We start from the raw sequence: 12,424 nt of genomic DNA, 5'->3' as shown, positions 1-12,424 counted from the left end.
AAATCCTTTAGCGTCAAAGCTAAAGGATTTTTTTATTCTATTTTTCTAAAAGGCTCGTATACATAGTAGTACAAACTATGAGTAGGAGGGAACTTTCATGTTCAATCGGAGATCATGGAAATTAGCCGCATCCGTCGTGACATCGCTGTTATTGCTTAGCGGCTGTGGGTTATTTCAAAAGGATGATGCCGTAAAAGAAATTGATCCGCCGCAAGATGTCAGTTACTTGAAAGATGGTCAATCGCTGCAGGAAGTAACGAAAGAGAACGAGGGAAAACAGGAGAAAGAAAAAGCAACAGAAACCGTTAAACGCGAACTTTACTTAATTGATAAAAATGGCTTTGTCGTGCCGCAAACGGTAGAATTGCCAAAAACAAAGGCAGTAGCGAAGCAAGTGTTGGAATATTTAGTCGAAGACGGCCCTGTTTCTGAAATATTACCAAATGGGTTTCGTGCTGTCTTGCCGGCAGGTACAACAGTGTTAGGGACCAAGTTGGAGAAGGATGGGACGCTTATTGCCGATTTTTCTCCAGAATTTGCCCATTATAAACCAGAAGACGAGAAAAAAATTTTACAAGCCATTACGTGGACGCTGACTCAGTTTGATAATGTAAAAAGAGTCAAAATTCGTATTAACGGTTATGACCAAGATGTGATGCCAGTCAACAAAACCCCTATCCAAGGCGGGGTCAGCCGTGCGGATGGAATTAATATCGAAGCTAACGGCGTCAATGATATTACAAACACTCACCCAGTTACCGTCTATTTTGTCGCACAGCAAGGAAATGAAACGTACTACGTTCCAGTAACACGGCGCGTATCCAATAAAGAAAAAGACAATATTACCGCTGCGGTGAATGAGTTAATTAAAGGTCCGGACTACGGCAGCGGACTTGTCAGCAGTTTTCAGCCAGATACTAAACTATTGGAAAAACCAAAATACGAAGACGGAAAAGTGACATTAAACTTTAACGAAGCGATTTACGGCAGCAATAAGAAAAATGTCATTTCCGATCTTGTGCTAAACTCCCTTGTCCTGTCGTTGACGGAGCAACAAGGAATTGAAAGCGTCTCTATTACGGTAAATGGGAAAGCCAATCTGGTAAGAGAAGACGGCAAACCGTTAGCCAAACCTGTAACAAGGCCAACAAATGTGAACACAGGCAGCTTCTAAGCAATACAAAGTTTTATATTATGTCAGAAAAATAAGGTGTAAACGTAATGGAGCCGCTGGCGGTTAGATGCAATATTATGATATAAAAAAGAGGTAGACGGTGTTCTACCTCTTTCTTTTTATGGCAAAGGAGGTTTTTTGATGAGGATTGATGGCAGAGACAACAAGCAATTACGCCCTGTACATATGGAAAAACATTTCATTAAACATGCAGAAGGATCTGTACTGATTACCGTTGGCGATACGAAAGTCATTTGTACGGCGAGCATCGATGATAAAGTGCCGCCGTTTATGCGCGGCGGCGGCAAAGGATGGATTACGGCGGAATATGCGATGCTGCCGAGGGCGACGGAGCAGAGGAATGTTAGGGAGTCCAGCAAAGGAAAAGTGTCAGGGCGCACGATGGAAATCCAGCGCCTGATCGGAAGAGCGCTTCGTTCTGTCGTGCAATTGGACAAGTTGGGTGAAAAAACAGTATGGATTGACTGCGACGTCATTCAAGCAGATGGGGGAACGCGGACCGCATCGATTACAGGAGCATACGTAGCAATGGTATTGGCGTTTGCCAAATTAGTCGAGGAAAAGAAACTAGATGAACTTCCCGTCCATGATTTTCTTGCGGCAACATCCGTCGGAATCGATCCGGAACACGGGATTATTCTTGATTTAAACTACAGCGAAGACGCGCGTGCCAAGGTTGACATGAACGTGGTAATGACAGGAGCGGGACGCTTTGTTGAAATTCAAGGGACAGGAGAAGAAGCGACATTTTCCCGCGAGCAATTAAATGAGCTGTTAGATACGGCGCAATTCGGAATTCAGCAGCTGATTGAAATTCAGCGGAGTACGTTAGGAGAGCTTGCCGCGCAAATTGACATGAAACGAAGCGAAGAAAGTGGGAATGCATCATGAAACAAGTCATTATCGCGACAAAAAACGCTGGAAAAGCACGAGAGTTTCAAGCACTTCTTGGAAAAAGAGGAGTTGAAGTAAAATCGCTTCTTGACTTTCCCAATTGCCCTGATGTAGAAGAAACAGGAAACACGTTTGCCGAAAATGCGATACTAAAAGCGGAAGCGATGGCCCGCTATTTCAACACGACGGTCATTGCCGACGATTCTGGTCTGTCGATTGACGCGTTAGGCGGAAGGCCGGGAGTGTATTCCGCCCGCTACGCCGGTGAAGAAAAGAATGATCAAAAAAACATCGCCAAAGTGTTATCAGAATTAGAAGGGGTTCCTTTCGCAAAGCGAACCGCCCGTTTCCATTGCGCGCTTGCCGTCGCCGCTCCAGGGCGGCGCACCGCGGTCGTCGAGGGAACGTGTGAAGGATACATTGCCGAAAAGCCGCAAGGAGAAAACGGGTTTGGCTATGATCCGATTTTTTACATCCCGCAAAAGGGAAAAACAATGGCGCAATTGTCGGCGGAAGAGAAAAATCAAATCAGCCATAGGGCCAAGGCGTTGGAAAAATTAGATAAACAATGGGATGAAATCATAAACGGCAAGGAGTAAGGGAATGATGAAAGCATTAATTGTCAGCGATAGCCATGGATTAACAAAAGAACTGGAGGAAATTGCCGAGCGCCACCGGCATCAAGCAAACGTGTTCATTCATTGCGGAGATTCGGAATTGTCTCCTGATCACAAAGAAATCGCCCATTTCTTCATCGTGCGCGGAAATTGTGATTTTACCGCTGCATTTCCAAACGAACGAATCGAAGAGGTGGAAGGCATCCGCTTTTTCATCACTCACGGCCATCTTTATAACGTCAAAATGTCATTGCTGAACTTGTACTATCGAGCCAAAGAGACAAAGGCCAACGTCGTATGTTTCGGCCATTCCCATATCGCAGGAGCCGAAAAAATCGATGATATCTTGTTTATCAATCCGGGCAGCATCTTATTGCCAAGAGGGCGGAAAGAAAAGACATACGCACTATTGCAAATCGAAAACGGAAAAGCAACTGTGCAATTTTACGACCTTGATGGAAAGGAAATACCGTCGCTTGCAAAAACATTTACCATGTGAGCGGGGCATTCCCCCGCTCTCCTTATCTTGACTTTACTAAAAAACTTTTTTATAATATATAATGTCTTTGACAAATAATAATTTTTATTCATGTCCCAGTAGTGACGAGCATTACATCCATGAATTCACTACGAGTTGTCTCGACGCATCCAGCTTCTCTGAGTCAGCTAGTAGAGGAAGAGGCAGCTAATTAAAAAATAGGAGTGTAATAATACTATGTCCCAGTAGCTCAGCTGGATAGAGCAGCGGCCTTCTAAGCCGTCGGTCGGGAGTTCGAATCTCTCCTGGGACGCTGAACAAAAACCTCCTTTTCGGTTTACCGAAAAGGAGGTTTTTACTTTTATACGGACAAAAAATTTTTTTAACGATGGAAAACCATTGATTTCATCGATATGTAAGCGCATACAAATAGTCTAACGAATCAAAATATTCAAAAAAATGCTATTGACTCCCTCTTATTTTCGGATTATTATAATTTTCAAATAAATCAAATGATCCATCATCATCAAGGTGCTGGATGAATGGAAGCGTCGCACTTATCAAGGAAGAGGGGAACAAAATTGAGTGAACAATGGATCTTTTTAAACGGCGAATTTGTAACAAAAGAGAACGCAAAAATTTCCGTATATGATCACGGCTTCTTGTATGGCGACGGTGTATTTGAGGGTATTCGCGTCTATAGCGGCAACGTATTTCGATTGCGTGAGCATATAGATCGCCTATACAATTCCGCTAAATCGATTTTACTCACCATTCCTTATACGAAAGAAGAAATGATCCATTATGTTGTCGAAACGATACGAAAAAACCAATATCAAGATGCCTACATTCGCCTTGTTGTTTCGCGTGGAGTCGGCGATTTAGGGCTTGATCCGTATAATTGCCAAAAGCCGCAAGTAGTGATTATTGCTGAACCGTTAACATTGTTCCCTAAACATTTATATGAAACAGGGATTGAAGTGGTGACGGTAGCAACGCGAAGAAATCGCTCGGATGTGCTCAGTCCGAAAGTAAAATCGCTGAACTATTTGAATAACGTCCTTGTCAAAATCGAAGCCCATCTTGCGAATGTAAGCGAGGCGTTAATTTTAAACGATCAAGGGTATGTCGCCGAAGGCTCAGGAGACAACGTTTTTATCATTAAAGACAATGTCGTGTATACACCGCCTGGATATGTCGGGGCACTTGAAGGAATTACGCGCCAAGCGATTATCGAGATTGCCCAAGACCTTGGCTATGTTGTAAAAGAAGAGCCGTTTACCCGCCATGATGTTTATGTGGCCGATGAAGTCTTTTTAACCGGAACGGCCGCAGAAGTGATCGCCGTGGTGAAGGTCGATGGACGTGTCATCGGTGAAGGGGTTCCAGGGCCGCATACAAAACGGCTTCTAGAAGAATTTAGACGCCGTGTCGTTTCCGAAGGGGTAAAAGTATATCCGACGAATGTAAATGTCGGGTAATGAACCATGATAATTGGATAAGAAAAAGCGTTGAAGAGGATAAGTAGTCAGCGGGGACAACATCCACAGAGAGCCGGGGGAGCTGGAAACCGGTGATGTTGCCGCTTGATGAACTCACCTCTGAGTGCCAGCCTGAACGTCATGCGACTAGTAGGGTTGGACGGGTGGGGCAGCATTTGCTTCACTCGTTATTAAAAAGAGCAATTGGATGCTTTCCAATTGCTCCTGAGGTGGTCGGTATGACCACGAAGAAGGGTGGTACCGCGGAAAGGAAACCTTTTCGCCCCTTTGGCCGAAACAAAGTAGGCCATCGTGGGCGAAAAGGTTTTTTTCATATGTGATGAAAAAGACAGGGGAGGATCGAGCATGACGAGGATGAAAGTGGAGGAAAAGGCAAAAGAAAAAATGAAAATGAGCGGAGCGCTGATGCTCATCGAAGCATTAAAGGCGGAAAAGGTAGAAGTGATTTTCGGATATCCGGGCGGCGCCGTGCTTCCGCTTTATGACCAGTTATATCGATCGGGAGTGTTCCATGTATTAACGAGACATGAACAAGGTGCGATTCATGCGGCCGAAGGATATGCACGCATTTCCGGAAAGCCAGGGGTGGTCATCGCTACATCAGGCCCGGGAGCAACAAACATTGTGACAGGTTTAACAGATGCAATGATGGATTCGCTGCCGCTTGTTGTATTTACCGGCCAAGTGGCAACCAGTGTCATTGGATCGGATGCGTTTCAAGAAGCGGATGTCGTCGGGATTACGATGCCAATCACGAAACATAATTATCAAGTCCGCGATATTAGCGAGCTGCCAAAAATTATTAAAGAGGCGTTCCACATTGCTACAACAGGAAGACCTGGCCCGGTGCTCATCGATATTCCGAAAGACATTACGACAGCAGAGGGAGAGTTTGATTACGAACAAGAAGTTCATTTGCCGGGCTATCAGCCGACCACCCAGCCGAACCACTTGCAAATCCGTCGTCTTGTCGAAGCGGTAAGCCAATCGAAAAGACCAGTTATTTTAGCAGGGGCAGGAGTATTGCATGCCAATGCTTCCAATGAATTGCGGCAATATGCGGAACAACAAAACATCCCGGTTATTCATACATTGCTAGGATTGGGCGGATTTCCAGCCGATCATCCATTGTTTTTAGGCATGGCTGGCATGCACGGCACATACACAGCGAACATGGCGCTTTATGAATGCGATTTGCTTATTAATATCGGAGCAAGATTCGACGATCGCGTAACAGGAAACTTAAAATATTTCGCGCCAAAGGCGACGGTGGCCCACATTGATATTGATCCGGCAGAAATCGGGAAAAACGTGCCGACAAAAATTCCGATTGTCAGCGATGCAAAAGCAGCCTTGCAAGAATTAATTCATCAGCAAGGAAAGCCGGCGGACACAAGCGCATGGCTGCGTCAGCTAAATGAATGGAAACGGAGATTTCCGCTTTATTACGAAGAAGATGCGCAAACGATTAAACCGCAAAAACTAGTGGAAATGATTTATGAATTAACGAACGGGGAAGCCATTATTACTACCGACGTTGGCCAGCATCAAATGTGGGCGGCGCAATACTACAAGTTTAATAAACCACACCGCTGGGTGACTTCCGGCGGGCTCGGAACGATGGGATTTGGCCTTCCGGCGGCGATTGGCGCACAGCTGGCGGACCGAAATGCTACGGTTGTTTCCATTGTGGGTGATGGCGGTTTTCAAATGACATTCCAAGAGCTATCGGTTATTCAAGAGCTGCAGTTGCCAATTAAAGTGGTCATCATCAATAATCAAGCACTCGGCATGGTTCGCCAATGGCAAGAACTTTTTTACGAAAAACGATATTCCCATTCTCTCATTCCGAATCAGCCGGATTTTGTAAAACTAGCAGAAGCATACAATATGCCGGGCTTCCGGGCGAAAACGGAGGCGGAAGCAATAGAGGTACTGAAGAAAGCATTTGCGATCGACGGTCCGGTTTTACTTGATTTCCATGTTAAAGCGGATGAAAACGTCTATCCAATGGTTGCGCCTGGAAAAGGATTGCATGAAATGGTGGGGGTGAAAGCGTGCGGAGAATTATCACAATGACTGTCAATAACCGTCCTGGTGTTCTCAACCGCATTACCGGGTTATTTACAAAGCGGCATTATAACATTGAAAGCATTACCGTCGGCCATACAGAAATCGAAGGAATTTCCCGCATGACTTTTGTCGTCAATGTCGAAGACGAGCGGACGGCCGAACAAATTATTAAGCAGTTAAACAAGCAAATTGATGTGCTTAAAGTCAGCGATATTACCGAGCAAGCGATCGTCGCGCGCGAGCTGGCGCTCGTGAAAGTATCCGTAACTCCTGCGCTTCGCCAAGAGATTTATACGCTTATTGAACCATTCCGCGCTTCGATTGTCGATGTAAGCAAAGATAGCCTTGTTATTCAAGTAACAGGCGAATCCGAAAAAGTAGAAGCTCTTATTGAGTTATTGCGGCCTTACGGAATTAAAGAAGTGGCAAGAACAGGTACAACAGCGTTTACACGCGGCTCTCAAAAAACAGCCGCTACGTATAAAACTGCTTTCATTATCTAAAAAACAATGAAAAAAGGAGAGAGGAACAGTGGTAAAAGTTTACTATAACGGAGATGCAAATGAGAAATACTTACAATCAAAAACGGTGGCGATTATCGGCTATGGTTCGCAGGGACATGCGCATGCGCAAAATCTTCGCGACAGTGGAGTGAACGTGATCGTCGGCCTTCGCCAAGGGAAGTCATGGGAACAAGCGGAAAAAGACGGTTTTCCGGTATATAGCGTTCGCGAAGCAGCAAAACGAGCTGATATCGTGATGGTGTTGCTGCCGGATGAAAAGCAGCCAAGTGTATACAAAGAAGAGATCGAGCCAGAGCTTCAGCCGGGAAATGCGCTGGTCTTTGCGCACGGATTTAACATTCACTTTAACCAAATTGTTCCTCCTGAATATGTCGATGTCTTTTTAGTCGCGCCGAAAGGCCCGGGACATTTAGTGCGCCGCACCTATACAGAAGGAGCAGGCGTGCCGGCATTAATTGCGGTGCATCAAGATGTATCAGGAGAAGCAAAAGAAACAGCGCTTGCCTACGCGAAAGCAATCGGCGCGACAAGAGCGGGAGTGTTGGAAACAACGTTTAAAGAAGAAACAGAAACGGATTTATTTGGCGAACAAGCGGTATTGTGCGGAGGATTAACATCGCTCATTAAAGCAGGATTTGAAACGCTCGTCGAAGCAGGGTATCAGCCGGAATTAGCCTACTTTGAATGTCTGCACGAAATGAAATTAATCGTCGATTTGCTTTACGAAGGCGGCCTTGCGTGGATGCGCCATTCGATTTCCGATACGGCGCAATGGGGAGATTTCATTTCTGGGCCGCGCATTATCAACGATGCAGTGAAAGCGGAAATGAAAAAGGTTCTTCATGACATTCAAACAGGCAAATTCGCCAAAGGCTGGATTTTGGAAAATCAAGCGAACCGTCCAGAGTTCAATGCGATCAACCGTCGCGAAAACGAACACCTCATTGAAATCGTCGGCCGTGAATTGCGCGGCATGATGCCGTTTGTCAAAGCAAAACAGAAAGATGAGGTGGTCACGAGTGCGAAAAATTAATATTTTCGATACGACATTGCGTGACGGTGAGCAGTCGGCTGGAGTGAATTTGAATTTGCAAGAAAAGCTGGAGATCGCCCGCCAGCTTGAGCGGCTTCGCGTCGACATCATTGAAGCGGGCTTTCCTGCCGCTTCAAAGGGGGATTTCCAAGCGGTCAAACAAATTGCGGAAACGGTCAAGACATGCTCTGTCACCGGGCTTTCCCGCTTGGTGCAGAGCGATATTGATACGGCGTGGGAGGCGTTAAAAGGCGGAGCGGAGCCGCGGCTCCATCTCTTCATCGCCACCTCTCCGATTCATATGATTCATAAATTGCGGATGACGCCGGAACAAGTCATTGAAACGGCGGTAGAGTCGGTCAAATATGCGAAACGCTATTTTCCGATTGTGCAATGGTCGGCGGAAGACGCCTGCCGCAGTGAACTTCCGTTTTTGGCTAAGATTATTACAGAAGTGATCAAAGCAGGAGCGACGGTTATTAATATCCCAGATACAGTAGGGTATATTACTCCGAAAGAATACGGAAATATTTTCACTTTTTTACGCAACAATGTTCCGAATATTGAAAAAGTATCTCTTTCCGCTCATTGTCATGATGATTTGGGAATGGCGGTCGTCAACTCTTTAGCCGCTATTGAGCACGGGGCAACGCAGGTGGAAGGAACGATCAACGGAATCGGTGAACGGGCAGGAAACGCGGCGCTCGAGGAAATTGCGGTCGCGCTTTACATCCGCAAAGATTACTACCAGGCGGAAACACGCCTGAACCTGCAAGAAATTAAACGGACGAGCAATTTAGTGAGCAAATTAACCGGCATGGTCATTCCGCCAAATAAAGCGGTCGTCGGCAAAAATGCGTTTGCCCACGAATCGGGAATCCATCAGGATGGCGTGCTAAAAGAAAAAACAACGTACGAAATTATTTCGCCGGAGCTGGTCGGGGTTCAATCGAACTCGATGGTGCTTGGCAAGCATTCCGGACGGCACGCATTGCGCAACCGTGTGGAAGAGCTCGGTTATACCTTGTCCGATGAAGAAATCAATCAATTGTTCGTTCGCTTTAAAGAGCTTGCCGATAAGAAAAAGGACATTACCGATGATGATTTAGTCGCGCTTATTTTCGAAGAAAAATTTGACCACTTTAAAGATTTTTATCAATTATCTTCGATTCAAGTCCAATATGGCACGAACCAAATTCCGACCGCGGTGGTTGTGCTAAAAGACGGAGAAGGAAACGAGATTCAAGAAGCGGCTACGGGAGCGGGCAGCGTCGAAGCATTGTATAACACGTTAGAGCGCTGCTTTAAAACGCCGGTTACGTTGCTGGACTATCGGATTGAATCGGTCAGCGGCGGACGCGATGCGCTGGCGCAAGTGTTTGTGAAGGTGCGGGTGAACGACATCGAAACGAGCGGGCGCGGCACGGCGCAGGATGTGCTCGAAGCATCCGCAAAAGCCTATATTAACGCTGTTAACCGTGTATTTATGATTGAAACGATGCGTATGGAAAACCAAAAAGTCGCAATGCAATAAAACGGGAGGGAAACAGCATGGGAAATTATCGGATTGCCGTATTGCCGGGAGATGGAATCGGTAAAGAAGTAACAAAGGGAGCTGTTGAAGTTTTAAAGGCGATTGAAACTCGTTTTGGACATCATTTTGAGTTTGCATATGGATGGATTGGCGGGGCTGCCGTTGATCAAAAAGGTACGCCGCTTCCAGAGGAAACGCTTGCTCTTTGCCGGGAAAGCGACGCGGTATTGCTCGGGGCAGTCGGCGGTCCGAAATGGGATCAACATCCTCCACATCTGCGTCCGGAAAGAGGATTATTGCAAATTCGCAAAGAGATGAATTTGTTTGCCAATTTGCGGCCCGTGAAATTTTACGATAGTTTAACGGATTCTTCGCCATTAAAGCAGGAAGTCATTCAAGGAGTCGACCTAGTCATCGTCCGCGAATTAACTGGAGGGCTGTATTTCGGCAAGCCGAGCGGGCGAATGGTCGAAAACGGAGAAGAAAAAGCGGTAGATACGCTTCTATATAAAAAGGAAGAAATTAAACGGATTGTAAAAGTAGCGTTTGAGCTGGCACGCAAGCGAAAGAAAAAAGTGACATCAGTCGATAAAGCGAATGTGCTGTCATCGAGCAGAATGTGGCGGGAGATTGCCGAAGAAGTGGCACAAGAGTTTCCAGATGTCACGCTTGAACATATGCTTGTTGACAACGCAGCCATGCAGCTGATCCGTTCTCCGCAGCAGTTTGATGTGGTCGTGACAGAAAACATGTTTGGCGATATTTTAAGCGATGAGGCATCGATGCTGACTGGTTCGCTTGGCATGCTGCCGTCGGCAAGTTTATCGGCTTCAGGACCGAGTTTGTATGAGCCGATTCATGGTTCTGCGCCGGATATTGCCGGACAAAATAAAGCGAATCCGATTGCGGCCATTTTATCAGCCGCGATGATGCTCCGTCTTTCTTTCGGACTTTCCAAAGAAGCAGAGGCGGTGGAAAAAGCGGTGCAACAAGTATTGGCAGCGGGATTGCGGACGGCGGATATCGCGCAGAAAGGACAACGGGTGGTTTCCACAGATGAAATGGTGAATGAAATTAAAACGGCAATTTTAGACCATCAAACGATTTCCCACATTATGGCTGTATATGCATAACACATGCGAGGTGAAAGTAGTGAAGCCGAGAACGATTATTGATAAGATTTGGGAAAACCATGTCGTTTATCGGGAAGACGGAAAGCCGGATTTGCTTTATATCGACTTGCATTTAGTGCACGAAGTCACCTCTCCGCAGGCGTTTGAAGGATTGCGGCAAAAAGGGCGGAAAGTGCGCCGCCCTGATTTGACCTTTGCCACCATGGATCATAACGTTCCAACGGTGAATCGCTTTGTCATTGCCGATGAAGTGGCGCGAAATCAAATTGCCGCACTAGAACGCAACTGCCGCGAATTTTCGATTCCGCTTGCTGATTTATACAGCGAAGAACAAGGAATTGTCCATGTCATCGGTCCGGAGCTTGGCTTGACACAGCCGGGGAAAACGATTGTTTGCGGAGACAGCCACACATCCACACACGGGGCGTTTGGGGCGCTCGCTTTCGGAATTGGAACGAGCGAAGTCGAACATGTACTTGCTACGCAGACGCTCTGGCAGCATAAGCCGAAAACGCTGCAAATACGCATCGATGGAAAATTAGGTGAAGGGGTTGCGGCAAAAGATGTTATTTTAGCGATCATCGGGCGTTATGGGGTCGGCGTCGGCACCGGATATATCATCGAATTTACCGGTGAAGTCATCCGCAATATGTCGATGGAAGAAAGAATGACGATTTGCAACATGTCGATTGAAGCGGGAGCGCGCGCCGGTCTAGTAAGTCCGGATGAAACGACATTCGCCTATTTGCGGGGCCGCAAATACACTCCAAAGGGGGAAGAGTTTGAAAAAGCGGTGGAACGCTGGCGCGCTTTGGCAACCGATGAAGGAGCCGAATACGATAAAACGATTGAAATAGATGCCTCAACAATTGCGCCAATGGTCACGTGGGGAACAAATCCGTCGATGAGCACCTCTGTCGATGGAACGGTGCCACATCCGGAAGAGTTTGCAAGCGAAACGGAACAAAAAGCCGTGCGCCGCGCGTTGGAATATATGGGGTTGAAGCCGGGAACCCCGATTACGGAAATTCCGGTGCAGCACGTTTTTATCGGTTCCTGTACGAACTCGCGCATCAGCGACTTGCGTGAAGCGGCAAAAATCGTCAAAGGGAAAAAAGTGGCGAAAGGAGTGCGCGCCCTCGTCGTTCCGGGATCGCAGCAAGTGAAAAAACAGGCAGAAGAAGAAGGATTAGCGCAAATTTTCATCGATGCGGGATTCGAATGGCGCGACTCCGGTTGCAGCGCCTGTTTAGGAATGAATCCGGATATTATTCCGGAAGGGGAGCATTGCGCTTCCACATCAAACCGAAACTTTGAGGGGCGGCAAGGAAAAGGAGCAAGAACGCATTTAGTCAGCCCGGCGATGGCGGCGGCTGCTGCGATTTACGGACATTTTGTCGATGTGCGCAAATTGAAGAAAGAACCGGTCCATTAAGGAGGG

Annotated in this window: 11 protein-coding genes, 1 tRNA gene and 1 other annotated feature; all 12 genes read left to right on the top strand. The window is 46.7% G+C overall.

Annotated features, from left to right (window positions below; translation table 11 throughout):
• Positions 1 to 97 precede the first annotated feature (97 nt).
• A complete protein-coding gene (locus tag GCA01S_RS01095) occupies positions 98 to 1,174 on the top strand; it encodes a GerMN domain-containing protein (protein WP_017435467.1) in 1,077 nt (358 codons plus the stop codon).
• A 141-nt stretch (positions 1,175 to 1,315) separates the two neighbouring features.
• Positions 1,316 to 2,086: a ribonuclease PH gene (gene rph / locus GCA01S_RS01090; RefSeq protein ID WP_017435468.1), complete on the top strand. Its 771-nt coding sequence runs from the start codon at positions 1,316 to 1,318 to the stop codon at positions 2,084 to 2,086.
• Positions 2,083 to 2,688: an XTP/dITP diphosphatase gene (locus GCA01S_RS01085; RefSeq protein ID WP_042406526.1), complete on the top strand. Its 606-nt coding sequence runs from the start codon at positions 2,083 to 2,085 to the stop codon at positions 2,686 to 2,688. Before rph ends, GCA01S_RS01085 begins: the two co-directional genes overlap by 4 nt.
• 7 nt (positions 2,689 to 2,695) lie before the next feature.
• Positions 2,696 to 3,205, top strand: a complete 510-nt coding sequence (locus GCA01S_RS01080) for a metallophosphoesterase family protein (RefSeq protein WP_026078486.1) — start codon at positions 2,696 to 2,698, stop codon at positions 3,203 to 3,205.
• A 218-nt stretch (positions 3,206 to 3,423) separates the two neighbouring features.
• Positions 3,424 to 3,497: transfer RNA gene (locus tag GCA01S_RS01075), tRNA-Arg, on the top strand.
• 268 nt (positions 3,498 to 3,765) lie between these two features.
• Positions 3,766 to 4,665 carry a branched-chain-amino-acid transaminase gene (ilvE, locus tag GCA01S_RS01070; protein ID WP_042406522.1) on the top strand — a complete coding sequence of 300 codons (900 nt, stop codon included), beginning with the start codon at positions 3,766 to 3,768 and terminating at the stop codon, positions 4,663 to 4,665.
• Positions 4,666 to 4,686: 21 nt separating this feature from the next.
• Positions 4,687 to 4,956, top strand: a binding site (T-box leader).
• Between the two features lie 75 nt (positions 4,957 to 5,031).
• Positions 5,032 to 6,765, top strand: coding sequence for an acetolactate synthase large subunit (gene ilvB / locus GCA01S_RS01060; RefSeq protein WP_042406517.1), 1,734 nt, complete (start codon positions 5,032 to 5,034; stop codon positions 6,763 to 6,765).
• Positions 6,744 to 7,262 (top strand): acetolactate synthase small subunit, encoded by a 519-nt coding sequence (gene ilvN / locus GCA01S_RS01055; protein ID WP_042406515.1) that lies wholly within the window; start codon positions 6,744 to 6,746, stop codon positions 7,260 to 7,262. The genes ilvB and ilvN overlap by 22 nt, the downstream gene beginning before the upstream one ends.
• A gap of 28 nt (positions 7,263 to 7,290) precedes the next feature.
• Positions 7,291 to 8,316: a ketol-acid reductoisomerase gene (ilvC, locus tag GCA01S_RS01050; protein WP_042406513.1), complete on the top strand. Its 1,026-nt coding sequence runs from the start codon at positions 7,291 to 7,293 to the stop codon at positions 8,314 to 8,316.
• The gene (locus GCA01S_RS01045; RefSeq protein WP_042406511.1) at positions 8,303 to 9,850 is read left to right on the top strand and encodes a 2-isopropylmalate synthase; all 1,548 of its coding nucleotides are present in this window, start codon (positions 8,303 to 8,305) and stop codon (positions 9,848 to 9,850) included. Before ilvC ends, GCA01S_RS01045 begins: the two co-directional genes overlap by 14 nt.
• A 17-nt stretch (positions 9,851 to 9,867) precedes the next feature.
• A complete protein-coding gene (gene leuB, locus GCA01S_RS01040; RefSeq protein WP_042406510.1) occupies positions 9,868 to 10,983 on the top strand; it encodes a 3-isopropylmalate dehydrogenase in 1,116 nt (371 codons plus the stop codon).
• Positions 10,984 to 11,002: 19 nt separating this feature from the next.
• Positions 11,003 to 12,418, top strand: coding sequence for a 3-isopropylmalate dehydratase large subunit (leuC, locus tag GCA01S_RS01035; protein ID WP_042406507.1), 1,416 nt, complete (start codon positions 11,003 to 11,005; stop codon positions 12,416 to 12,418).
• The last annotated feature ends 6 nt before the right edge of the window (positions 12,419 to 12,424 follow it).

The sequence above is a fragment of the Parageobacillus caldoxylosilyticus NBRC 107762 genome (assembly GCF_000632715.1).
Lineage (GTDB): Bacteria > Bacillota > Bacilli > Bacillales > Anoxybacillaceae > Saccharococcus > Saccharococcus caldoxylosilyticus.
Note: the sequence above shows the minus strand (reverse complement) of the source record. Positions and strands in the feature narration are given on the sequence as shown.